Genomic DNA, 23,911 nt, shown 5'->3' on the forward strand with positions numbered 1-23,911 from the left:
AATTAATATTGATTGAAATTAGAAAATATATCTAACTCCAAACTGTCCTTGCCATCTAGATGCAAGATCAGAAATGTTGAAAGCTTTGTTGTCCTGAGGCGCTCTGAAAGTATATCCACCACCACCAGAAGTAGTGTAAGTAATTAGCTGATAAGCTTGGTTAGCTACAAAATAGCTTTTGCCCCAATCCTTGTTTAGAAGATTTCCTACATTGAAGATATCAAATGTCAATTGGAATCTGTGAACTCTGTCCTTGATCGTGATTCCAAGATCCTGAGTAACTCTCATGTCAAATCTGTGTTCCCAAGGTGTTCTAGCTCCATTTCTCTCTGCGTACTGTCCTCTTCTAGTTTTAAGGTAAGGATCTTGCTCGATGAAACTATTCAAGGCTGTCCATTGTTCAGCTACAGTGGCAGGGTTTGAGCCTGTAAGTGCAACTAGTTTAATCTCACTTGCATTTCTAGGTACATAGATCAAGTCATTAGAGAAAGCACCGTCACCATTCACATCACCGTTGTACAAGTATGTGAAAGGAGATCCAGAAGTTCCAGCGTAGAATAAGCTGAATCCAGTTGAAAATGCTTTGTTTCTGCCATATTCTACTTTATAACCAGCACTTCCAATAGTTCTGTGTCTGATATCGAAGTTAGAGTTGGCAAGAGCAGGATTGTTAGGATTTGTCACAACTTGTGTAAACTCCCAGTTAGATAATGCTGTACTACTGTTACCATCGTTGATTGAAGCAGATTGTCCGTTGGTATAAGCTGCCATCAAGTCCAATCCAAAAGCGAATGATTTTTGCAATTGCGTTGTTAAACTGTACGTGTAACCTCTGCTAGAATTACTTAACAAAATAACATTTGTAAAGTCTGTAGCGTTAACTCTTTGTCCAGTGTAGTTAGGTCTTGTATCTGCACCTCCTGATAGGGCAGGATTGATGTTTGAATTGCTTCCAGAAATATTGATGTCAGAATATACGATATTGTTCATTGTTTTGGAAACCATACCTTCCAAAGTCGCGTTGATGCCTCCAGGCAATCTGAAATCTCCCGCCAAGTTGAATCTCAATACTTGAGGTATTTTGAAATCGTCGCTAATAAGGTTAACTTCTGCTCTGGTAGATCCAGATCCCATATTTTGTTGATTCTCAATATTTGGGTCGAATCCGTTACCACCGTTGATACCAGTAGTTCTTGCGTCAACAGTCCCGAACAACATTCCACTGTTTGTATATTGGTTAGATAACCATACAAATGGTACTCTTCCAGTGAAGACACCCACACCTCCACGTAGTACAAGAGATCTGTCACCATTTACGTTATAGTTGAATCCAGCTCTTGGAGCCCATAATAATTGTCCGCTTGGTGTATTATCTGTTCTGTATCCAGGGAAAGCAGCTTCGATTTTCGGATTTCTCAAAGGTTTGTCACTAATAACTGGAATGTCTAGTCTAATACCATAAGTCAATCTAAAGTTTTTGAAAACTTCAGATTCTCCTTGAGCGTAGAATCCTAATTGAGCTGCACTGAATTTAGCTTCTGGTCTAGATTCGCCAGGAATAAGAGAATATGTAGCTCTAACTCTCGCAGGTACATTATTTAAATAATCCGCTACACTGTTAAAATCCCATCTACCGTTCAAGTTGTTAATGAACAAGTTTCTGAAACTGAAAAACTCATTATGGGTTCCTAAAGTAAATGTGCTTTTTCCAACATTCCATTTGAAGTTGTCTGTTACTTCAAAAATAGTTTGGTCAAGTTCGTTTGCAAATGAACTTCTTTGAGAACCAAATTCTGCAGATGCGCCGGAAACATTTCCAATATTCAAGATAGTGATCTGTGGAAAAGGACTTCCCGCTGTATCACGGCTGTCTTTGATAGAAGAATATCCCAAGATCAAATTGTTTGAAAAACTGCTATTAAAGTTACTTCTTAATTCCGCAACTAGACCACTTTGTTTATTAGTGAATTTGTAAGCATTGTTTCCAAATCTAAAAAAGTTTGCACTTCTAGATAGATTGTCATCAAAAGCATCGATGTAATTATAACGAATGGCTAACTGGTGCTTATCATTAATATTCCAATCGATTTTTCCAAATATCTTATTGTTTTGAGTCTGGATATCTTGAGGACCGTAGCCACCAATGTCATATCCGTATTTTGAAAGCGTGTAGTCTGCAATTTGCTGAGCAATTTCATTGGTCATAGTAGTTCCTGCCTCTCCTGCATTGAAAGCCAAAGGAGATGTTCTCCTACCAGATTCTGCATTGAAGAAAAAGAATAATTTATCCTTGATCAATGGACCACCAACTCTTACACCATATTGGGTTTCACTGAATTTTGAAGACTTTTCACCCGTAATTACACTTTTACCAATTGTATTTTCATTTCTCCCGAAAAAGTAAACAGACCCTTCAAATTTATTGGTACCAGATCTTGTAACGGCATTTACACCAGCTCCTGTAAAGTTTCCTTGTGTAACATCGAAAGGAGCCAGAGCTACTTGGATCTCTTGGATGGCATCTAATGAGATTGGTTGTGTGCCAGCTTGTCCACCAGGTGTACCAGAGCCAGAAAGTCCGAAGACATCATTATTTACAGCACCATCAATGGTAATATTATTATATCTATTGTTCGCTCCTCCAAAAGAGTTTCCATTAGCTTGTGGAGTAAGTCTTGTAAAATCTTGAAGAGATCTGCTTAGCGTAGGCATATTCTCTATTTGTTTTCTTCCAATAACGGTTGTTGCTCCATTTTTTCGTGAGTTACGTCCCACAGCAACCATTTGTACAGCTTCGATAGATGTTTCTTTCGGTTGTGATAGATTTGCATCTACTGCAAATGGTTCACCTAACTGCAAATAGACATCCTCATATATTACAGGCTGTAGATTCCCATAAGTGATCTCTACCAGATAAGGACCTCCAACACGTAGGTTAGACAAATTAAAATATCCAGAACTGTTGGAAACTCCAGAATAAACTGTTCCGGAAGGTTGGTGAGTTGCCTTGATGGTTGCACCAGCAGTATTTTTACCAGCAGATTGAGTAACTACTCCGTTAATGCTACTAGTAGTAACCTGTGCAGAAGCAGTGAAAAAACCGGCAAGTAAAATTGCAACGATTAGAGTCTTTTTCATTTCTTTAAGATTTATGCCGCAAAAGTCTTAAAAAAATCAATAGGTTCTGTTAATATAGTGTTAAATTTTTAATGCCTTGAGACTCAGGTCGATATTGCTGGAAGAATGGGTTAAAGCACCCGCTGAGATAAAATCTACCCCAGTTTTTGCCACCGAATTTAACACATCACGTGTGATTCCTCCAGATGCTTCAGTTTCTGATTTTCCATTGACGATTTTAACGGCTTCAGCCATCAATTCAACCGGCATATTGTCAAACATAATCCTATCAGCACCCGATTTTACAGCTTCTTCTACTTCTTTTAAGTTACGGGTTTCAACTTCAATCTTAAGTTTCAGTTTATTTTTTTTGACATAATCTTTCGCCATTTTCACAGCGTTGGTGATGCTTCCGTTGTAGTCAACGTGATTGTCTTTCAACATTATCATATCATATAATCCGTATCTGTGATTGGTTCCGCCACCGATGGCAACGGCCCACTTTTCGCAGACCCGGAAATTCGGCGTGGTTTTTCTCGTATCGAGAAGTTTTGTTTTGGTTCCTATTAATCGGGAATCCCAATCGTGCGTCATTGTTGCGATTCCACTCATTCTTTGCATACAATTCAGCACCAATCTTTCTGTTGATAGAATCGAGCGAGCTTTTCCAGTTACGATGAAAGCAATATCACCTTTTTTCGCAGATTCTCCATCTTTGATGAAAACCTCAATTTTCAAATTCTTATCAAAGTTTTTAAAGATAATTTCTGCTAATTCCACTCCGGCCAGAATGCAATTTTCTTTGACTATAAGTTGCGCTTTCTGCTCCAAATCTTTCGGAATCGTGGAAAGTGTAGAGTGGTCGCCGTTTTGGATGTCTTCTTCCAGAGCGGTTCTGATAAATTCCTTTAAAACTTTATCGCTGGCGTATGCTGGTCTTTTCATTTTGTGTTGAGATTTTTATTAAGTTCATTTTCAATTTCTTCGATGCTTGGCAGGGAAGATTTAAAGTTATCTGGTAAGATTTTTCTTAATTCATAGGAAGAGATTCCCAAAGGTTTGTGCAAATCGGTCAAAGAATATTCTGCAATGATGTCGTCTTTCGTTTTACAAATAATCAATCCAACTGTCGCATTATCATTTTCGTCACGCAACTGCTTATCGACAGACGTTACATAAAAATTGAGTTTCCCTGCGTGTTCCGGCTCGAATTCTCCAGATTTCAGTTCGATGACAACGTATCTTTTTAGTTTAATATGATAGAAAAGTAAATCTAAGAAAAAACTTTGATTCCCGACTTTCATTTCCACTTGCTTCCCTACAAACGCGAAACCATTTCCCAATTCGATTAAAAATTTCTGGATATTATCAATTAAAGCATTTTCAAGTTCCCGCTCTTTGAAGTTTTCACTTATATTAAGGAAATCAAAAACATAAGGGTCTTTCAAAGTTTGCTTTACCAGTTCGCTATCATAGTCAGGAAGGGTTTTAGAAAAATTGGTAATTGCTTTTCCTTGAGATTGGTAGAGATTTCCAGAAATCATATTCAAAAGAACCGCTCTGCTCCATCCGTTTTCTATGGTTTTATTAATGTAAAATAAAGCTTCAGTTATGTTTTTACATTTCGTAAAAATCTCAACGTGATGCCTCCACGGAATTAAAAAAAGTTTTTGAGTGAAATCGTTATCAACTTGGTAACGATTTTGATTTTTCTCATTTTTAAAATCTCCACCAACTTGCTGGAGATTTGAATTGTCATTATTTTTTCTGAATTCGCCAACAACTTGTTGACCTTTTGGTATCTGTTTATTTTCTTCCTCTGTGAATATTCCACCAAGTTGGTGGAGATTTATAACTTCTTGATTATAAAAAGTATAAAATATTTCAAAGTATCTCAGGTTAGAGGAAGAGAAACCTTTAATCTCAGGAAATTCATTTCTCAAATCATGACTCAATTGCTTGAAAAATCCCGAACCATAAGTATTCTCAAAACTCCTTTCAGAAATTTCCTTTCCCAAATCCCAATACATCTCTATCAAAGCAGAATTCACCTGAATGGCCGCTTTGATTTGACTTTGCTGGATTTTCTGTTTCAAATCTGAAATCCAACGGAAGTATTGTTCATTGTTTTCTTTAAGCATATTTCAATTACTCATTAATCAAAAGCGGTTTCGTAGCCAAATCCTTATTGTAAAAAGCACCTTTATTCTCTTTCATTTCCAAAGATTGCTTGATAATCAAATAAGAAATATTCACAAGATTCCTCAATTCCGAAAGTTGTGGCGAAAGAATTGAGTAATTATAAAGTTCCGTCACCGCTTCGTAGATTTCGCGCTGTTTTTTCTTGGCCAATTCCAATCTCGCATTGCTTCTCACAATCGCAACCAAATCGCTCATCATTTCCTGAAGTTGCTTTCTGAGGTAAGTCACGAGAACCATTTCGTCCATCATTTTCATTCCCTCTTCATTCCATTCCGGAACAGCTTTCAGGTCGTCGAAGTTGAAATCATTTTCTTTCAAAAGTTCTACCGTTTTCATCGCCGCGTTGTGGCCAAAAACCAAACCTTCCAATAAAGAATTTGAAGCTAAGCGATTGGCGCCGTGAAGTCCAGAATTGGTACATTCTCCCACCGCAAAAAGATTTTTGATGGATGATTGTCCGTTTTTATCCGTATCAATTCCGCCCATTAAGTAATGACAAGCCGGAACCACGGGAATCAATTCCTTCATCGGGTCGATGCCTTCATCCATACATTTTTTGTAAATATTCGGGAAATGATGTATGAATTTTTCCTTGTCCATCTCTCGACAATCCAGACCAACGTAATCGTCTCCGGATATTTTCAATTCATTGTCAATGCCTCTTGCAACGATGTCACGGGAAGCCAATTCCTCACGCTCATCGTATTTCTGCATAAAAGGTTTTCCAGATTTCGTTCTCAGTTTTGCACCATCGCCACGAACGGCTTCAGAAATTAAAAACAACATTCCATCACGTTTGGAGTACATCGCCGTTGGATGAAACTGGTAATACTGCATATTAGAAACCTTACCGTGCGCTCTGTGAACAAAGGCAATTCCGTCGCCGGTTGCGATGATTGGATTGGTCGTATTTTTATAAACGTGACCTGCGCCTCCGGTTGCAACCAAAGTGATTTTCGCAGTGATTTTTTTGATTTTTTTATTTTTCTCGTCAAGGACGTAAGCACCATAACAATCGAGGTTTTCCTTTTCGAATTTTTTATTTGGAACGTGATGCTGAGTAATCAAATCGATGACATAATGATGCGCCAACATTTCGATATTCGGAGAATTGTTGACGGTTTCCAAAAGTGCTCTTTCAATCTCGAAACCTGTAATGTCCTTGTGATGCACGATTCGGTTTTCCGTGTGTCCGCCTTCTCTTCCGAGTGAATACTGACCTTTCTCTTGGTCAAATTTCGCGCCCCATTCTACGATTTCATTGAATCTAAGTGGCGCTTCTTCCACCACCATTTTCACGATTTCTGGGTCGTTGATGTAATCGCCGGCTCGCAACGTATCGTCTATATGTTTTTGAAAATTATCTTTGGAAAAATCTGTGACAACGGCCAATCCGCCTTGTGCATATTTTGTATTGCTCTCATCCTCATTACCTTTTGTCACGATGATGATTTTGGTGTCTGGCAACTGTTCGGAGATTTTGATGGCGTAAGAAAGCCCTGAGATTCCGGAACCGATTACGAGAACGTCTGTTTTTATCATAAATAATAATTACTGCCCTCAAAAATATCTGAGGTAATTCAAAAGAATAAAGTTATAAGAATTTGATGAACTTATCCGCAGGTTTTCTCACTTTTTTGAAGTTTTGGAAATTATCATCTTCCGCTCTGTAGCCTAAAGTCAAAACGACGGCGATTTTCTCACTTTCTTTATCGATTTTCAAAACGTCTTCCAAAATGTCTTGTCTGAAACCTTCCATCGGGCAACTGTCAATATTTTCCTGTGCAGAAGCCATTATCAAAGAACCAAGAACGATGTAACTCTGTTTCTCCGACCAACTTTCCATTTCGTGTGAAGTTTGATTTTCCAATTGCGAATTGATATTATTCCTAAAAGCCACCAATTGTTCCAATGTCACGCCTCGCTCATTAATTATATGACTGAAATAATTATCAACATATTCCTTATTGATATTGGTCTTCGAAACCAAAGCAATCAAATGCGAACACGTGGAAATCTGTGATGGATTGTAAAATGCCGGAATCAATTTCTGAATCGTCTCATCATTCTCCACCACCAAAAGATGATAAGGCTGAAGTCCTTGTGAGCTGACTGACAATCTTCCAGCTTCCAAAATATTGTTCAGTTTTTCGGAGCTAATCTTTTTTCCGTTAAATCGTTTTACGGAATATCGCCAGTTAAGCGCTTCTAAATAATTCATATGCAGAAACTTATTGATTTTTAAAGGTCAGATGCAATCGCGTTTTTATCCATCGGTATTTTCATTTTTGAAGTAAGGCGATTTCATATAACAAATATAAGGATTTGATTTTGGGTTTAGAATGATTTTAAATAATGGACAATTTTAAACCGATTTTTTTAAACCACTCAAAGAAAAGCCTTTATGATAAAGGATTTCTCAATATTTCTTTTTAATCGATTTTAAATCAAATCATTAGCCAATAAAGCCCTGAAAGCAAAAAGTTATAAACATTAAGTACAATTGTGGGCAAAAGTGGTAAAATGTGGTAGAAATTTATATAAATTTGCTCCAAATGAAAAACTTCATTGGAACATACGAGTGCAAAATAGATGACAAAGGGCGCATCAAACTGCCTGCTTCGCTTACGAAGCAGATGGAACACTTTGCAGATGAGTCATTTATCGTCAAGCGTTCGGTGTTTCAAAAATGTCTGGAAGTGTACCCGATGGAACCTTGGGACAGATTGATGGCAAAGATAAATGCGCTCAATCGATTCGTCAAGAAAAATGCGGATTTCATCAGAATGTTTACCGCTGGTGTGAAAACCGTGGAAATGGATAACGTCGGACGTTTACAAATCAGCAAAGATTTGACGCAGTTTGCCAATCTCAACAAGGAAATCGTCATCACGAGTGCCGGCGAACTCTTCGAGATTTGGGACAAAGAATATTACGAGCAGGTCATCTCAGTTAGTGAAATTGATTTCGCAAACCTCGCAGAAGACGTAATGGGAAACCTTGATTCGGGAGAGACAGAAGACTAGGAGACAAGAGACTAAGAGAGTCAAAATATCATTTATCACTCATCATTCATCAATTATAAAAAAAATATGTATCATAATCCAGTCTTGCTGAAACAAAGTGTAGATGGTCTGGTAACCAATCCGGACGGCATCTACGTGGACTGCACTTTCGGTGGTGGCGGACATTCCCGTGAGATTCTCAGCCGACTTTCGGACAAGGGGAAATTGTACGCTTTCGACCAGGATTTGGATGCTTTGAAGAATACGATTGACGACCCGAGATTTACTTTGATTAACCAGAATTTCAGATTTTTGGAGAACTCATTGTTGGCTTATGGCGTGACTGGAGTTGACGGGATTTTGGCAGATTTGGGCGTTTCTTCCCATCAGTTTGATGAGGCTGAACGTGGATTTTCTATCAGAAGCAACGCGCCTCTCGATATGAGAATGAACGTGATGCAAGGTCTTGACGCCAAGAAAATCATCAATGAATATGAAGAGGAAGATTTGGCCAATGTGTTATATAATTATGGAGAATTAAGAGAATCCAGAAAGTTGGCCAGAGAAATTGTTCATCACAGAAAAACTAAAAAAATCAATACGACGGATGAATTGAAATCACTTTTCAGTTACATCCCGGCTTTCAAACAAAATAAATTCTTCGCTCAGATTTTTCAGGCGATTAGAATTGAAGTGAATCAGGAATTGGAAGTGTTGAAGGAATTATTGGTTCAATCATATAAAGTTTTGAAGCCGGAAGGCCGATTGGTAATGATTTCTTACCATTCATTAGAAGACAGATTGGTAAAACGTTTCCTGAAAAACGGAATGTTCGAAGGTGAACCACCGCGTGACATTTATGGGAATTATAAAAAAACTTTTGAATTGCTAAAGACAAAAGCAATCATCCCGGACGATAAGGAAATTGAAGAAAACTCCCGCGCCAGAAGCGCAAAAATGAGAATAGGAACGAAGATATAAATGATAAGCGATAATTGATGAGCGATTAAGATTCATCCTGTTATCATTTATCAATCATCATTTATCAATTATAATATTGTGGCAAAATTAACTCAAAACAAACAGAAGAGACTCACTTTTATGGACATCATAAAAGGGAATTTCCTTAACCGTGATGAGGTAAAAGCGCATTACAAATATTTCCTGTTCATTTTCGGATTGCTGATGGTGATGATTTACAGCAACCATTTGGTCAACACGAAAATTGAGCACGTCAACAAACTAAAAGAAGAAACAGAAGAGTACAAGTCGAGAAATGCCTACGCACAAAGCAGACTTATAAAAATTAGGATGGAATCCGAACTGGGAAAAGAAATGGTTCAGGATTCACTGGTGAGTTTGGACAGTCATCCAACCAAATTATTGATAAAACTAGACAGCACAAATGATAAATCAGAATAACGATTACGAAAAGAAACGGTCCAATGCACTCAAGTGGGGCTACCTTTTTGTTTTAGGGGCCTTCGTTTTGTTTGTGATTTTTCTGGGGAGAATTTTGGTTCTTCAAAATACCAATGTCCAAGAGTTTGAAGATAATTACATCAGCAAAAACTACCGCGAAGCCACTTTGAAAGCGGCGCGTGGAAATCTCTACGCATCAGACGGTTCCATCTTGGCAACGACGGTGATGCGTTATGATGTTTATCTGGATTTCAAATCGATGAGAGATACAATTTATAATAACAACATTGTAGCATTGACGGATTCTCTCAGCAAAATGTTCGACAAGCCGAGAAGTTATTTCAGAGCAAAATTGGATGCTCAGAACAAGAAGAACAACCAATATTATCTCTTGGCAAAAGGCCTTGACTTCGACGAATACGATAGAATCAGAAGCTTTCCGATTTTCATCAAAGGAAAAAATAAGGGCGGATTCATCATTCAAAGAAACTTCCGAAGAGAGTTGGCAACTTCTCAGATTGGAGCCGGAACGATTGGAATGGACAATGGCGAATCAAAGTCTGGTCTTGAAGGTGCATTCAGCAAATTCTTGACTGGGATTGATGGAACCCGTTTGGAGCAAAGAATCAACTCATCTCAATGGAAGCCAATCGATTACTGGAAAGTCCAAGAGCCTGTTGATGGTCAGGACGTTTACACGACTTTGGATTTGAGGATTCAGGATATTGCGCATTCGGCCTTGGAAAATCAACTGGTGAAATTCGATGCAGACCACGGTTGTGTGGTGGTGATGGAGGTGGAGACCGGAAAAATCCGGGCTATGGTCAACCTGAGAAGAACCGAACCAGGAATCTATGTTGACGCTTACAACTATGCAGTGAAAGACGCTCAGGAACCAGGTTCTACCTTCAAAACAGTCTCACTTTTGGCGGCGATGGACGATGGTTTCATTGATGAAAATACGAAAGTCAACATCGGAAACGGCATTTGGACCTACGCAGGTCAAAGAATTACAGATGGTCACGGTGGCGGAACTTATGATGTGAGTGATGTTTTGGCAAAATCCAGCAACGTTGGCGCTGCGAAAATCATTACGCAACATTATGGCGACAAACCAGAAGTTTTTCTTAATCATCTGAAACGCTGGAAAATGTTCGACAAAATGCAAATCGAATTGCCAGGAATTGCAAAACCATCCATCCAAACGCCTCAAAGCAAAAGATGGAACAAAGCAACTTTGGCTTCGTTGGGATATGGCTATTCATCGAGTTTTCCGCTACTGCAATTGGTGACATTTTATAATGGCGTTGCAAACAAAGGCAAAATGGTAAAACCGCTTTTCATTGATAAAATAATGAAAGACGGAAACGTTTTGTACAATTCCAAGCCAGAAGTAATGGTGAAAAGAATGGCTTCGGAAAAAGCCATCACGATGATGACCAATGCTTTGACAAAAGCCGTTGAGAAAGGAACAGCAAGAAGTATTTATACACCCAATCTGAAAATCGCAGGAAAAACAGGAACCGCAAGATTCGAATATTGGAAACCTGGACCTATGAAATATCAAGCATCATTCGCTGGTTTTTATCCTTCTGATAATCCGAAATATACTTGTATTGTAGTTGTAAATCAGCCAGATACATCAAAAGGTTTTTATGGAGGTTCGGTTTCAGCGCCGGTCTTCAAAGAGATTGCAGGAAAGACTTTCCTTAAGACACCTTTGAATGTTGAAAAAGAAATGTTGGTGGAGCATAAAGTGAACCTCAACAAAATGGTGGAACCTAATGTAAAACTGAATGTCAGAAAAGACTCAATGCCGAATGTTGTGGGACTGATTGGAAAAAATGTGATTCCACAATTGGAAAATATGGGTTACAGAGTTGACTATAAAGGTGTCGGAAAAATCAAAGGACAGTTTCCGGCAGAAGGTGCCCACATTGGGAAAAACCAAAAAATATATCTGGAACTTCAGAATTAAGATTAATTGAAAGTCTTGAAAAGACGATTTAATAAAGTATAGGATAAAATCCTATTAATGAATATGAATTTAGAAAAATTATTACAAAGAATCCAAGTTTTGGAAACAATCGGAACTCTCGAAAGAGAAGTTTCTGAAGTGGTTTTCGACAGCAGAAGAGTTGTTGAAGATTCTTTGTATGTAGCGTTGAAAGGAACAGTTTCCGACGGACATTCTTACATCAATTCTTCCACCGAAAAAGGTGCGAAAGTGATTGTTTGTGAGCAGTTACCTTCTGAAATTAATGACGAGGTGACTTATATTAAAGTTGAGGATTCTTCGAAAGCGTTAGGACATTTGGCTTCTAATTTTTACGGAAATCCTTCAGAAAAATTAAAATTAATCGGCGTTACAGGAACCAACGGAAAGACGACCGTGACGACTTTGTTGTTTGATATTTTCAAAACTTTGGGTTATCAATCCGCATTGATTTCGACTGTTGAATATAGAATCGGTGACGAGATAATTCCTTCAACTCACACAACACCAGATATCGTTAGACTAAATCAAATGTTGGCGAAAGCTGTTGAAATCGGTTGTGAATATGCTTTTATGGAAGTCAGTTCTCACGGGATTTCTCAAAACAGAACCGAAGGATTACACTTCAAAGTGGCTGGTTTTACGAACATCACGCACGACCATTTGGATTATCACAAGACTTTCCAAAATTACATCTACGCAAAGAAAAGATTCTTTGACGAGTTGGAAGATTCTGCAATTGCCATCACCAATGCTGATGACAAAAACGGTTCTGTAATGCTTCAAAATACAAAAGCGAAAAAGAAAACTTTCGCTTTGAAAACAATGGCAGATTTCCACGGAAAAGTGCTTGAGGTGGACTTCAACGGAATGTTGCTGAACTTTAATAATAAAGAATTCTGGACAACATTGACAGGGAAATTCAACGCTTCAAATCTACTTTTAGCGTACGGAATTGCCTTAGAATTAGGAATGAATGAAGATGAGGTTTTGCAGGCGATTTCTGTTCTTCAACGCGTGAATGGCCGTTTCGAAACGATAAAATCAAACGGCGGAATTTTCTTCGTGGTTGATTATTCTCACACGCCAGATGCCTTGGAAAATGTGTTGGACAGCATCAATGAAATCAGGACCAAAAACGAAAGATTGATTTGTGTTTTCGGTTGCGGAGGCGACAGAGACAAAACCAAACGTCCGGAAATGGGAGACATTGCGACCAAGAAATCGACTTTGGCAATCATCACTTCGGATAATCCGAGAACGGAAGACCTAGCGCAAATCATCAAAGAAATCGAAGCTGGAATCCAGCCTCAGAACTTTAGCAAATACACTTCGATTCCGGACAGAAGAGAAGCGATAAAAATGGCCATCAAGTTTGCTGAGCCAAAAGATATCGTCGTAGTTGCAGGAAAAGGCCACGAAACCTATCAGGAAATCAACGGCGTGAAACATCATTTTGATGACAAAGAGACGATTAGAGAACTATTACAATTAATGGGAAAATAAGAAAATATGCTGTATTATTTGTACGAATATTTAACCGCTCACGGAATCCACGTTCCAGGGATGAACTTGTTTAAGTACATTTCTTTCCGCGCGGCGATGGCAGTTTTGTTTTCGCTGATTATTGCGATGGCCTACGGGAAAAAGATTATCAATTACCTCAGAAAAAAACAAATGGGAGAATTGGTGAGAGACCTTGGTCTGGAAGGGCAGAAGCAGAAAGAAGGAACGCCGACAATGGGAGGTTTGATTATCATTTTGGCGACCATTATTCCAGTTTTGCTATTCACGAGAATCACCAATATCTACATTGTTCTTCTAATCATTTCGGTGCTTTGGATGGGCGCGATTGGTTTTCTTGATGATTATCTTAAGAAAGTTAAAAAAAACAAAGACGGATTAAGTGGAAAATTCAAGGTAATTGGGCAAGTTGGTTTAGGCTTAATTGTCGGAGTCACAATGTATTTCCACCCCGATATCGAGGTTAAGAGAAAGTACGCAGACTCGACTGTTGTGAACAGAAATAATGTGGAACAGAACTTTATGGAAGACGAAAAAATCCCGGTTTCTACAGTGCCATTCACAAAAAACAACGAGTTTGACTACAGCGGGATTTTGTTTTGGATGGATGATGCTGAGGCGCACGAATGGGCGTGGATTGTTTTCATCCCGATTGTGATTTTCATCGTCACCGCAGTTTCAAACGGAGCCAATATTACCGACGGAATCGATGGTTTGGCCGCTGGAACAAGCGTCGTAATTTTGCTCACATTGGCATTTTTCGCTTACGTTTCGGGTAACATCATCTTCGCTGATTATCTGAATATTATGTTCCTTCCGCATATGGGGGAGACAACGATTTTTGCCCTCGCTTTGGTGGGAGCTGTGATTGGATTTTTCTGGTATAACACTTATCCTGCGCAGGTTTTTATGGGCGATACAGGAAGTTTGATGTTGGGCGGAGTGATTGCAGTTTTGGCAATTATTTTAAGAAAGGAATTGTTGATTCCAGTTTTGTGCGGCGTTTTTCTGATAGAACTTTTATCCGTGATTCTACAGGTTTGGGTCTTCAAATACAGAAAGAGAAAATACGGGCTGGAATATGCCCAGAACAATAGATTATTCAAAATGTCACCGCTTCACCACCATTATCAGAAAGAAGGTTTCCACGAGAGTAAAATCGTAAACCGAATGGTAATCTTGGGCGTAATGCTGGCCATTATTTGCTTAATCACATTAAAAACCAGATAGGGAATTGTAAAATGTAAAAAGTATTGACGTATTAATGATTCGAAAGTTAAAATCATTAATACATTTTACATTAATACAGCAATACAAAATAATATGAGAGTAGTAATACTTGGTGGCGGAGAAAGCGGTGTTGGCGCAGCATATTTGGCGAAGGCTAAAGGCTTTGACGTGTTCCTTTCGGATATGGGAATGATTCGTGAGAACTACAAAAAAGAGCTGGACGAACTGGGCGTTGATTATGAAGACGGAAAACATTCTGAAGAAAAAATACTGAATGCCGACTGGATTATCAAAAGCCCCGGAATTCCGAAAAAAGCCGAGATGATTTTAAAGATTCAGGAAAAAGGAATCAGATTGTCTTCTGAGATTGAGTTCGCTTCTGAGTTTACAGATGCGAAAATCATCGCCATCACTGGAAGCAATGGGAAAACGACCACGACTTCTTTGATTTACTATATTTTGAAGGAAGATGGTTTCAATGTTGGTTTGGGTGGAAACATCGGAAAAAGCTTTGCCAAACAAGTTGCAGAAGAGAATTTTGATTACTATGTTTTGGAAGTAAGTAGTTTTCAATTGGATGATATTCAGAACTTTAGACCTTACATTTCATTGTTGTTGAATTTGTCTAAGGACCATCTGGACCAGTACAATTACAATTATGAAGAATATGCTTTGGCTAAATTCAGAATTGCTGAAAATCAGGAAGCTAACAATTTTTTCATCTACAACAAAGATGATGAAATGAGCAAATCGCTTCTAGGAAAATTAGATTTAAAAGTGACCAAAGTGCCATTCTCATTGAGCGAAAGATTAGAAAAAGGCGCATTTTCCATCGATGAAAATTTCGTGGTGAATGTCAACGATGGCTTCACAATGAACATCGATGAATTGTCTCTGTTAGGAAAACATAATGTTGCCAACAGCCTAGCGGCAAGTATCGCTGGTAAATTATTGGAAATCAGCAATCAAAGTATTAGAAATTCATTGATGACTTTCCAGGCGGTTGAACACAGATTGGAACCCGTTTCCGAAATCAACGGTGTGAAATTCATCAATGACAGTAAGGCAACCAATGTGAACGCAACATATTTCGCTTTGGAAAGTATGAAACAACCTGTCGTTTGGATTGTCGGCGGAAAAGACAAAGGGAACGACTATACGGAAATAGAAGATTTAGTTAAAAGAAAAGTAAAGGCAATTGTCTGCTTAGGGATTGATAATCAGAAAATTATTGATTTTTTCAAAGGCAAGAAAACGCAAATTTATGACACTTCGAGTATGCAACAAGCAGTAGAAGTTTCCAAATCGGTGGCAGAAAAAGGAGACATCGTTTTGCTGTCGCCTTGTTGCGCAAGTTTTGATTTGTTCAATGGTTATGAAGACCGAGGCAATCAATTCAAAAATGAAGTGTTAAAAAGCGAAAAGCCGATGGCTATCAGCTAATTGTAAAGTAAAATGGAACAAACGACAGACAACAAATTCGAACTGCTGAAAGGAGACAAAGTTCTTTGGTCGGTGATCATCTTGATCTCCCTGCTTTCGGTATTTCCGGTTTATTCCGCAAGTTCGAATCTGGAATATATTGTCAACAACGGAACTACAACTGGTCACGTGATCAAGCATATTATTTTCGTTTTGATCGGTTTGGGAATTATGCGTTTTGTAGGAACCGTAAAGTACGAACATATCGGAAAACTAAGTTCCATTCTGCTTTTGGTAACGATTGGACTGTTGCTGATCACGATGTTCACAGGGCAAAAAATCGAAGGTGCTAGTGCATCGCGTTGGCTCAAGATTCCCGGAACACCTATTTCATTTCAGCCATCATCATTCGCATATTTGATGTTGATGATCTATCTCTGCAGATATTTGACCAAGAAAATCAAGAGAGAGAGATTACCGATTGAGAACATATTCTATATTTTCGGACCAATATTAATTGTGTTCGGATTGGTTGCGAAAGACAACGGTTCCACAGCGTTGATGATTCTGATGGTTTCCATCGCTATCTTGATTGTCGGACAATTGGCCTGGCAATATGTTGCAGGATTTATCTCGTTGTCCGTAGTGTTTGTGGTGATGTTTCTATTGGTAGCACTCAATACGAATATGATTGGTGGAAACCGAGTCCATACGTGGATGAGCCGTATCGAAACTTTTACCAGTTCCAAGAAAAATGCAGACGTCGAGGACGAAAGTATCAAGGCAAAAAATTATCAGGTGATGCAAGCCAAAGCGGCGATTGTTCACGGCGGCTTCAACGGAATCGGACCCGGGAAAAGTGCTTTGAAACAAACGTTGCCACAATCGGTTTCGGATTTTATTTTCGCAATCATTGTGGAAGAATACGGCTGGATTGGCGCTTTTGTTTTGATAAGCCTTTATATGATAATGATAATCCGAATCGTAATGATTGCCAGTAAGATGCCTGCATTTTTCGGCTCGTTGCTGGTGCTGGCGATTGGCTTGATGATTTTCATTCAGCTCACTGTGAATATTGCGGTGGCCGTGAATCTAATTCCGGTGACTGGTCAGCCTTTACCGCTGATAAGTTACGGAGGAACATCGATGTTGGTGACCTACATTCAGCTGGGAATCATTCTAAATGTAAGCTCCAGAATTCAGGTTTATGATGAAGAAGGTTTGGGGAAAAGACAAAGTCTGGAAGAAATAAATGACATAGCTTAAAGTTGGAAGACGGAAGTCAGAAGACGGAAGCCAATTGAGTTCCAAAGGAACGACCTATATATTAGCGTTGGAATTTATTCCAACGGAAATTAAAAAAAGATGAACAACAAAACAACAAACAGCCAAAAACCAAAAGCAATCCGCGTTCTATTGAGCGGTGGCGGAACAGGTGGACACATCTTCCCGGCGGTTGCGATTGCTCAGGAAATCCAGAAAAGATTTCCCGATGCTGAGTTTTTGTTCATTGGTGCCAACGGAAAAATGGAAATGGAAAAAGTGCCTCAAGCCGGATTCAAAATCGAAGGTTTGAACATCGCTGGGTTCGACAGAGGAAATCTTCTCAAGAATCTCGGACTTCCATTAAAAGTGATTTCGAGTTTGTTGAAGGCGAAAAGAATCATCAAAGATTTCAAACCGGATTTTGCGGTTGGAACTGGTGGTTTTGCAAGTGGGCCAGCTTTGTATATTGCAGCGAAAATGGGAATTCCGACCTTCATTCAGGAACAGAATTCTTTGCCAGGAAAGACCAATGTTTTCAATGCAAAAAAAGCGAAAGCAGTTTTTACAGCTTATCCTGATATGGAGAAATTTTTCTCAGGTACAAAAACCTATTTCTTAGGAAATCCAATCCGTCAAAACATCATCACAGATTTGATGGACAAAGATTTCGCTAAGGAAAAATTAGGCTTAGATAAAAATAAATTAACGATTCTCTCAGTCGGTGGTTCACTCGGTTCCAGAACTTTGAACAACGGTTGGAAAGATAATTTAGATAAATTAAAAGAAAAAGATTACCAACTCATCTGGCAGACTGGAAAAACGGATTTTGCGGAGATAACTTCTAGCATCCATCCTCCTGCTTCCATCCAGATTAGGGAATTTATCTCCGATATGGCTTTGGCCTATTCAGCGGCAGATGTGATAGTTTCCAGAGCTGGTGCAATTGCGATTTCGGAATTGGCTGTTGCGAAAAAACCAGTTTTGTTGGTTCCATTTCCGTTTGCTGCAGAAGACCATCAAACCAAAAATGCTTTGACCTTGGTTGAGAAAAATGCGGCGAGAATGGTCAAAGATTCTGAGATGAAGGATAAATTCTGGAACACGCTTTCCGAGATTTGTGAGAGTGAGAACCTGAGAAATGAAATGTCAACAAATCTGGAGTTTTTTGCAAAGCCAAAAGCAGCGGAAGGAATTGTGGATGAGATTTTTAAAGTGATAAAGAAATAACACAAAATAATAATGAAAAAACTATTCTGGTTAATGTCTTTAATGCTTTTTTGGAATTGTGCGCCAAAATATTTTTTGCCACTTCCAAAAAATAATACATCAAATGAAAGAATTGATAAAGCAAGAAGCTTTGCAGAATATTATTATAATAAATGTAACACTAAGGATTTTTCTGAGATACAGGGTTATGTAATGGATGTTAATACAAAGAAATTTGGATTCTCACCAGAAGAAATTGAAAAGTATTGTAGTAAAAAGACTGAAAGATATGGTAAAATTACGGTTGGTGAGTTCAATAAAGCAATAACCGTTGCACGTCCAACAGACTTCTATGATTACTTCATTTTTAAAGCAAAATTAGAAAAGTCAGACAGTTTAAAATATATTGTAGTAGGGCTTTTTAGAGATAAGGATGTTATTGGAGGAATGAGATTTACTGGAACTGCCAATCCTAAACTAGTTAGAACAAAGAGAAAAAAATGAGCATCTTAAATAAATATCAAAACTTCTATTTTATCGGAATCGGTGGGATTGGGATGAGTGCGCTCGCGAGATTTTTTCACGCGAACGGCAAAAACGTTTTGGGCTATGACAAAACACCAACGAAACTGACGGCTCAACTCGGTTTTGAAGGCATTGATATTTCATTTGAAGATGTGATAGATGAAAAAATCGTAGCGTTCGACAAAGAGAAAACTTTGGTTATTTACACGCCGGCAATCAAAAAATTAGCGATTCTGGATTATTTTGCCAGCGAAAGTTTTGAGATTTTGAAGAGAGCGAAAGTTCTTGGTTTAATTACCGAAAACACAGATTGCATCGCCGTTGCAGGAACACACGGAAAGACGACAACTTCCACTTTGATAGCACATTTGTGCAAAGAAGCAAATCTGCCGTCATCCGCATTTTTAGGTGGAATTTCCGAGAATTTCAAATCGAATTTCGATTACAATGGAAACCAGTTTTCTGTAGTTGAAGCCGATGAATACGACAGAAGTTTCCTGAATCTTTCACCAGATTGGGCTGTAGTAACCTCGATTGATGCAGACCATTTGGATATCTATGGCGATAGGGTTCAGATTGAAGATGGATTCAGACAATTTGCGTCTTTGGTTCCGAATGACAATCAGTTGTTTGTCAGAAAAGGAATTGCGATTGGAAGAGAACATTTGACTTACGCGGTAAACGAGGAAGCGGATTATTACTCCGATAACTTGAGAATGGACCACGATAAAATCTACTTCGATTTCCACACGCCAACGGAAGAAATCAATGATTTTGTTTGGGAAATTCCAGGAATTCACAACGTGGAGAATGCGACGGTTGCTTTGGCGATTCTCAGCAATTTGGGCGTTGATTTCGAAACTTTGAAGAAAGCAATCGCAAGTTTCAAAGGCATCAAGAGAAGATATACGAAACATATTTTTGATAACGGAAAGATTTATATCGATGATTACGCGCATCATCCAACAGAACTGAACGCGGTCATTGGTTCCATAAAAACCTTTTACCCGACCAAGAAATTGTTGGTGGTTTTCCAACCGCATTTGTTCAGCAGAACGAGAGATTTTGCGGAAGATTTTGCAAGAAGTCTGGAAAAAGCTGATGACCTTTTGCTTTTGGATATTTATCCAGCGAGGGAACTTCAGGAAAATTATGATGGAATCACCTCAACGTGGTTATCGGACAAAATTGAAATCGAACATAAGAAAGTCTGCACATTACAGGAGACTTTTGAATTGATAAAAGAAAAGGAATTCGACATTCTTTTGACAGTCGGAGCCGGAAACATCGATACGCTTTATGACGGCATCGTGGAATGGCTTCCAAATATTGAAAAGGTGAGCATCTGATGAGATTAAAGCTTTCCATCTTAATCAGCATTTTGGTCTTCGGTTTTGCTTTTTCGCAGTCGAAAGAAGTTTTGGTGGTAGTGGAAAATATCAATAAGTATTCAAAAGTAATTGATAAGGACCCAAAGGTCATTGAGTATAAATTTGAAGTAAAAGGTAAGGACAAAACAATCCTTTATCAATACTCAAAAAAGGGAAATGAGATTGTAAAGATTTCCCGAGAATGGAAGCGAGATAGTAATGATTGGTGGGAATTGTACAGGGATTATTTTCTGTTAAAAAACGGAGAGCGGATTTTTGCAATTCAAAGTATAACTTATACGAATATGTCCGATGCAAAGGATATCATTGGATGGAGTTCTACTTTCTGGATTGATAAAAAAGTAATTCATATGGTCTCTTTAGGCCACGGAAAATCTGAAATGGATGACTGGGATTATGAATTGGAATTGAAGGACAACTTCAATTATATGCTGAAAACGGCAAAGGAATTTGATAAAAACCGATTGGCGAAAATAAAATAATTAAAGAAAAAACTTAGCGCAAAGGCGTTAAAACCAAGATAAGAAATGAAAAATAAGTGGAGAATATTGAAGATACTAGTGACAGTCGTCCTTTTTGGATTTCTGCTCAGTTTCTCATTGAAGCGTTTCAACGATGCTAAGATGGAGAACGTGTCTATCAATATGAACCAAGGCAAAACGCCGGTTTATTTTGTGGATGAAAAAGACATCAAAGAATTGGTGAAGCAGTACAATCCGACAAGAAAAATAGGCGATATCAATATTCCGGAATTGGAGAAGAAAATCAATCTGATTCCTTTTGTGGACAGCGCCAATGTTTATCTGAACCTGAATGGAAATCTGAATGTGGACATCAAACAAAGAGTTCCGGCTTTCAGATTGAACAAGGACGGAAAAGATTTCTACGTCGATAAAAAAGGTGTGGAGTTTCCGATTTCAAAAAACTTCTCACTGCCAAGTATGTTGGTGATGGGCGATGTAAAACCTTCGGAATATGAAGCATTAGGAGACTTAATTGAGAAGATTGACAAAGATGATTTCAGTAAAAAATATTTCATCGGCATCACAAAAGAAAAGGAGGATTACAATCTCTTGACCAGCGATGGAAATTACAAAGTTGAAATCGGCGACCTCGATAATATCGATTTAAAAGTAAGAGGTTTCAAAACCTTTGTTGAGAAATATCTGGTGGACCAGAATACGCAGAAGTACAAGAAAATTTCATTGAAGTATGATAATCAGATTGTCACCACGCTGAATCCTTATTTCAAAGAAAATGACAGCATTCTAAGAAATGCACCAAAAATTGAGTTAAAGACGGAAGATGGAAGTCATAAACTGGAAGCGAAAAAATCGGAATCCAAACCAGAAGTAAAAAAACCGGAACCGAAAAAAGAGGTTAAGAAAGCAGAATCAAAAAAGGAAACTGCAAAACCGAAAAAGGTAGAGAAAAAAGCAGAAGCAAAGAAAGTTTCTACCAAGAAAAAAGAAACCGCTTCCAAAACAAATGATAAAAAGAAAAAAACAAAAGTAGTGGTCGAATAAAAATGCAGAACTGAACACAAAGCGCACGAAGATAATTTTCATAAGCATTGAAGATAATGTTCGCAAAGGCGCTTCGCTCAGAAAAGATAAAAGATTATAAAATTTTAAACACACAAATGAATGAAAATGAATTATCAAAAATTGTTATTGATTCCGGATTAAAAGTTCATCGAAAGCTTGGAATGGGTTTATATGAAACTGTTTATGAACAATGTTTGGAATTTGAACTGAAAAATAGAGGGTTGAGTGTAGAAAGACAAAAATCCTTATCAATCAATTATGAAGGTTTGAAAGTGGAGAATGCCTTTAGAATTGATTTGGTGGTAGAAAATAAAGTAGTATTAGAAATAAAAGCACAAGAGATACTTAATGATTTTAATTCAGCTCAACTTCTGAATTATTTGAAATTAGGAAATTACAAATTAGGATTACTGTTGAATTTCAATTCGAAATTATTTAAAACAGGAATAAAAAGAGTTGTGAACGGCTATATAATAGAATAATTAAATCTTATATAAGCAAAGCGCCTTTGTGAACAAAAGAAAAAAAACCTTTGTGCGCTTAGTGTTCAAAAAAAATTAATTAGAAAAATCAAATCGAACATATAATGGAAAATCAAGAGTATTCAGTAGGTCTGGACATTGGGACAACCAAGATTGTCGTCATTGTCGGAAGACGAAACGCTCACGGGAAAATTGAAATTCTGGGCGTTGGAAAAGCAAAAAGTTTAGGCGTTCACAAAGGAATTGTCAATAATATTTCCCAAACCATCAACTCCATCAAGTCCGCCGTGGCAGAAGCACAATCCAGCGCTGGCGTGCCTATTACCAAAGTGACGGTTGGAATTGCAGGCAAACACATCCGTTCGCTTCAGCATTCGGATTATATTATGAGAGACCATCCGGACCAGTACATTACGGAGGAGGATATCGAAAAACTAAAAGACCAGGTGAAGAAGTTGGTGATGCTTCCAGGTGAAGAAATCATCCACGTTTTACCTCAGGATTATAAAGTAGATTCAGAAGGCGAAATCCAGGAACCAGTCGGGATGCACGGCAAAAGATTGGAAGCCAATTTCCACGTGGTGGTGGGACAAATGGGTTCTATCAGAAACATCGCGAGATGCGTTCGTGAAGCCGGTTTGGAAATGGAAGCTTTGACATTGGAACCTTTGGCATCGTCCGAAGCGGTTCTGACTAAAGAAGAAAAAGAAGCAGGTGTTGCGATTGTTGATATTGGTGGTGGAACTACGGATATTGCGATTTTCAAAGACAATATCATCCGTCATACTTGCGTGATTCCTTACGGTGGTGGGATTATCACCGATGATATTAAGGAAGGATGTTCCATCATCGAGAAACACGCGGAGCAACTGAAAGTGAAATTCGGTTCGTCTGTTCCAGAATTGGAAAAAGACAGCACTTACGTGACAATTCCAGGATTGCACGGTCGTCCAGACAAAGAGATTTCGTTAAAAGTTTTGGCTCAAATCATCAATGCGAGAGTTGAAGAAATTCTTGAAATGGTGAATACAGAATTGAAAGCTTACGGCGCATTCGAACAAAAGAAAAAACTGATTGCCGGAATTGTTTTGACAGGCGGTGGTTCCAATTTGAGAAACCTTCGTCAATTAGCGAACTACACAACAGGCTTCGACAGCAGAATCGGTTTTGCTAATGAATATGTGGCTAACGACAAAAACCAATATTTGAAAGGTCCGGAATTTGCAACTTCCATCGGTTTGTTAATGGAAAGTCTGAAAATCCGCGACAAGAAAATGCTGGTGACAGAGGAAGAAATCATCGAAGAATTGAAACCTCAAATCGAAAATGCAATCCAAGCGCAGACTCAGACTCAATCTCAGGAAATCCAAACGCCTCAGGTTCAGAATGACATCGTAGAGATGGCGAAACACAAAGCAGAAGTGAAGAAAAATCGACCAACTTTCGGGCAATCACTGATGGACAAAGTCAAAAAATTCTTTGAAGAAGTAGAAGAGTAAAAAACATAAATGATAATTGATAAACGATGACTGATTCATCACTTATCATTTATCAATCATCAACTATAAAAAAAACA

The 23,911-nt window shown here is 38.4% G+C and carries 20 protein-coding genes; 15 read left to right on the plus strand and 5 right to left on the minus strand.

The genetic code is table 11. From position 1 onward, the window contains the following. Positions 1-18: 18 nt before the first annotated feature. Genes BMW39_RS08605 through BMW39_RS08625 form a run of 5 tightly spaced genes read right to left on the minus strand, consistent with a single transcriptional unit; the run spans position 19 to position 7,540 of the window. Positions 19-3,138: a TonB-dependent receptor gene (locus tag BMW39_RS08605; protein WP_034973848.1), complete on the minus strand. Its 3,120-nt coding sequence runs from the start codon at positions 3,136-3,138 to the stop codon at positions 19-21. Between the two features lie 60 nt (positions 3,139-3,198). Beyond that, on the minus strand, positions 3,199-4,062 hold the full coding sequence (gene nadC, locus BMW39_RS08610; protein WP_034973849.1) for a carboxylating nicotinate-nucleotide diphosphorylase: 864 nt from the start codon (positions 4,060-4,062) through the stop codon (positions 3,199-3,201). After that, positions 4,059-5,258, minus strand: a complete 1,200-nt coding sequence (locus BMW39_RS08615; protein WP_034973850.1) for a PDDEXK nuclease domain-containing protein — start codon at positions 5,256-5,258, stop codon at positions 4,059-4,061. Before BMW39_RS08615 ends, nadC begins: the two co-directional genes overlap by 4 nt. Before the next feature lie 7 nt (positions 5,259-5,265). Continuing rightward, entirely contained in the window at positions 5,266-6,861 is a 1,596-nt protein-coding gene (nadB, locus tag BMW39_RS08620; protein WP_034973851.1) for an L-aspartate oxidase, read from the minus strand. Between the two features lie 52 nt (positions 6,862-6,913). Continuing rightward, complete coding sequence (locus BMW39_RS08625; protein WP_034973852.1) at positions 6,914-7,540, minus strand: NAD(P)H-dependent oxidoreductase; 627 nt, start codon at positions 7,538-7,540, stop codon at positions 6,914-6,916. A 334-nt stretch (positions 7,541-7,874) separates the two neighbouring features. Between BMW39_RS08625 and mraZ the strand changes: the two genes are divergently transcribed. The 15 genes from mraZ (at position 7,875) to ftsA (ending at position 23,834) form a co-directional block, all read left to right on the plus strand. Next, positions 7,875-8,345, plus strand: coding sequence for a division/cell wall cluster transcriptional repressor MraZ (gene mraZ / locus BMW39_RS08630; protein WP_034973853.1), 471 nt, complete (start codon positions 7,875-7,877; stop codon positions 8,343-8,345). Between the two features lie 66 nt (positions 8,346-8,411). Further along, positions 8,412-9,305: a 16S rRNA (cytosine(1402)-N(4))-methyltransferase RsmH gene (rsmH, locus tag BMW39_RS08635; protein WP_034973855.1), complete on the plus strand. Its 894-nt coding sequence runs from the start codon at positions 8,412-8,414 to the stop codon at positions 9,303-9,305. A 78-nt stretch (positions 9,306-9,383) separates the two neighbouring features. After that, on the plus strand, positions 9,384-9,746 hold the full coding sequence (locus tag BMW39_RS08640; protein WP_034963814.1) for an FtsL-like putative cell division protein: 363 nt from the start codon (positions 9,384-9,386) through the stop codon (positions 9,744-9,746). Continuing rightward, the gene (locus BMW39_RS08645) at positions 9,730-11,724 is read left to right on the plus strand and encodes a penicillin-binding transpeptidase domain-containing protein (protein WP_175459330.1); all 1,995 of its coding nucleotides are present in this window, start codon (positions 9,730-9,732) and stop codon (positions 11,722-11,724) included. The genes BMW39_RS08640 and BMW39_RS08645 overlap by 17 nt, the downstream gene beginning before the upstream one ends. Before the next feature lie 63 nt (positions 11,725-11,787). Continuing rightward, entirely contained in the window at positions 11,788-13,248 is a 1,461-nt protein-coding gene (locus BMW39_RS08650) for a UDP-N-acetylmuramoyl-L-alanyl-D-glutamate--2,6-diaminopimelate ligase (RefSeq protein WP_034974309.1), read from the plus strand. 6 nt (positions 13,249-13,254) lie between these two features. Next, a complete protein-coding gene (mraY, locus tag BMW39_RS08655) occupies positions 13,255-14,496 on the plus strand; it encodes a phospho-N-acetylmuramoyl-pentapeptide-transferase (protein ID WP_034963821.1) in 1,242 nt (413 codons plus the stop codon). A gap of 93 nt (positions 14,497-14,589) precedes the next feature. Then, entirely contained in the window at positions 14,590-15,939 is a 1,350-nt protein-coding gene (gene murD / locus BMW39_RS08660) for a UDP-N-acetylmuramoyl-L-alanine--D-glutamate ligase (protein WP_034973857.1), read from the plus strand. A gap of 12 nt (positions 15,940-15,951) precedes the next feature. Beyond that, positions 15,952-17,184 carry an FtsW/RodA/SpoVE family cell cycle protein gene (locus BMW39_RS08665; protein ID WP_034973858.1) on the plus strand — a complete coding sequence of 411 codons (1,233 nt, stop codon included), beginning with the start codon at positions 15,952-15,954 and terminating at the stop codon, positions 17,182-17,184. A gap of 99 nt (positions 17,185-17,283) precedes the next feature. Continuing rightward, complete coding sequence (murG, locus tag BMW39_RS08670; protein ID WP_034973860.1) at positions 17,284-18,411, plus strand: undecaprenyldiphospho-muramoylpentapeptide beta-N-acetylglucosaminyltransferase; 1,128 nt, start codon at positions 17,284-17,286, stop codon at positions 18,409-18,411. A gap of 12 nt (positions 18,412-18,423) precedes the next feature. Further along, on the plus strand, positions 18,424-18,894 hold the full coding sequence (locus BMW39_RS08675; RefSeq protein ID WP_034973862.1) for a hypothetical protein: 471 nt from the start codon (positions 18,424-18,426) through the stop codon (positions 18,892-18,894). Continuing rightward, positions 18,891-20,264 (plus strand): UDP-N-acetylmuramate--L-alanine ligase, encoded by a 1,374-nt coding sequence (gene murC, locus BMW39_RS08680; RefSeq protein ID WP_034973864.1) that lies wholly within the window; start codon positions 18,891-18,893, stop codon positions 20,262-20,264. Before BMW39_RS08675 ends, murC begins: the two co-directional genes overlap by 4 nt. Further along, complete coding sequence (locus BMW39_RS08685) at positions 20,264-20,788, plus strand: hypothetical protein (protein ID WP_034973866.1); 525 nt, start codon at positions 20,264-20,266, stop codon at positions 20,786-20,788. Before murC ends, BMW39_RS08685 begins: the two co-directional genes overlap by 1 nt. A gap of 45 nt (positions 20,789-20,833) precedes the next feature. Next, positions 20,834-21,832 carry a cell division protein FtsQ/DivIB gene (locus BMW39_RS08690; protein ID WP_051879842.1) on the plus strand — a complete coding sequence of 333 codons (999 nt, stop codon included), beginning with the start codon at positions 20,834-20,836 and terminating at the stop codon, positions 21,830-21,832. A gap of 116 nt (positions 21,833-21,948) precedes the next feature. After that, positions 21,949-22,335, plus strand: coding sequence for a GxxExxY protein (locus BMW39_RS08695; RefSeq protein ID WP_034974311.1), 387 nt, complete (start codon positions 21,949-21,951; stop codon positions 22,333-22,335). Between the two features lie 104 nt (positions 22,336-22,439). Continuing rightward, the gene (gene ftsA, locus BMW39_RS08700; RefSeq protein ID WP_034973870.1) at positions 22,440-23,834 is read left to right on the plus strand and encodes a cell division protein FtsA; all 1,395 of its coding nucleotides are present in this window, start codon (positions 22,440-22,442) and stop codon (positions 23,832-23,834) included. Positions 23,835-23,911: the final 77 nt, after the last annotated feature.

The sequence above is a fragment of the Epilithonimonas lactis genome (assembly GCF_900110605.1).
Taxonomy (GTDB): Bacteria; Bacteroidota; Bacteroidia; order Flavobacteriales; family Weeksellaceae; genus Epilithonimonas; species Epilithonimonas lactis.

Excerpts from the sequence above, each read along its gene's own strand:
- BMW39_RS08645 (WP_175459330.1), top strand. The coding sequence starts at position 9,730 with ATGATAAATCAGAATAACGATTACGAAAAGAAACGGTCCAATGCACTC.
- BMW39_RS08690 (WP_051879842.1), top strand. The coding sequence starts at position 20,834 with ATGAAAAATAAGTGGAGAATATTGAAGATACTAGTGACAGTCGTCCTT.
- mraZ (WP_034973853.1), top strand. The coding sequence starts at position 7,875 with ATGAAAAACTTCATTGGAACATACGAGTGCAAAATAGATGACAAAGGG.
- BMW39_RS08685 (WP_034973866.1), top strand. The coding sequence starts at position 20,264 with ATGAGATTAAAGCTTTCCATCTTAATCAGCATTTTGGTCTTCGGTTTT.
- mraY (WP_034963821.1), top strand. The coding sequence starts at position 13,255 with ATGCTGTATTATTTGTACGAATATTTAACCGCTCACGGAATCCACGTT.
- BMW39_RS08615 (WP_034973850.1), bottom strand. The coding sequence starts at position 5,258 with ATGCTTAAAGAAAACAATGAACAATACTTCCGTTGGATTTCAGATTTG.
- BMW39_RS08665 (WP_034973858.1), top strand. The coding sequence starts at position 15,952 with ATGGAACAAACGACAGACAACAAATTCGAACTGCTGAAAGGAGACAAA.
- murD (WP_034973857.1), top strand. The coding sequence starts at position 14,590 with ATGAGAGTAGTAATACTTGGTGGCGGAGAAAGCGGTGTTGGCGCAGCA.
- BMW39_RS08675 (WP_034973862.1), top strand. The coding sequence starts at position 18,424 with ATGAAAAAACTATTCTGGTTAATGTCTTTAATGCTTTTTTGGAATTGT.
- BMW39_RS08625 (WP_034973852.1), bottom strand. The coding sequence starts at position 7,540 with ATGAATTATTTAGAAGCGCTTAACTGGCGATATTCCGTAAAACGATTT.
- nadC (WP_034973849.1), bottom strand. The coding sequence starts at position 4,062 with ATGAAAAGACCAGCATACGCCAGCGATAAAGTTTTAAAGGAATTTATC.
- murC (WP_034973864.1), top strand. The coding sequence starts at position 18,891 with ATGAGCATCTTAAATAAATATCAAAACTTCTATTTTATCGGAATCGGT.
- BMW39_RS08650 (WP_034974309.1), top strand. The coding sequence starts at position 11,788 with ATGAATTTAGAAAAATTATTACAAAGAATCCAAGTTTTGGAAACAATC.
- BMW39_RS08695 (WP_034974311.1), top strand. The coding sequence starts at position 21,949 with ATGAATGAAAATGAATTATCAAAAATTGTTATTGATTCCGGATTAAAA.
- ftsA (WP_034973870.1), top strand. The coding sequence starts at position 22,440 with ATGGAAAATCAAGAGTATTCAGTAGGTCTGGACATTGGGACAACCAAG.
- murG (WP_034973860.1), top strand. The coding sequence starts at position 17,284 with ATGAACAACAAAACAACAAACAGCCAAAAACCAAAAGCAATCCGCGTT.
- rsmH (WP_034973855.1), top strand. The coding sequence starts at position 8,412 with ATGTATCATAATCCAGTCTTGCTGAAACAAAGTGTAGATGGTCTGGTA.
- nadB (WP_034973851.1), bottom strand. The coding sequence starts at position 6,861 with ATGATAAAAACAGACGTTCTCGTAATCGGTTCCGGAATCTCAGGGCTT.
- BMW39_RS08605 (WP_034973848.1), bottom strand. The coding sequence starts at position 3,138 with ATGAAAAAGACTCTAATCGTTGCAATTTTACTTGCCGGTTTTTTCACT.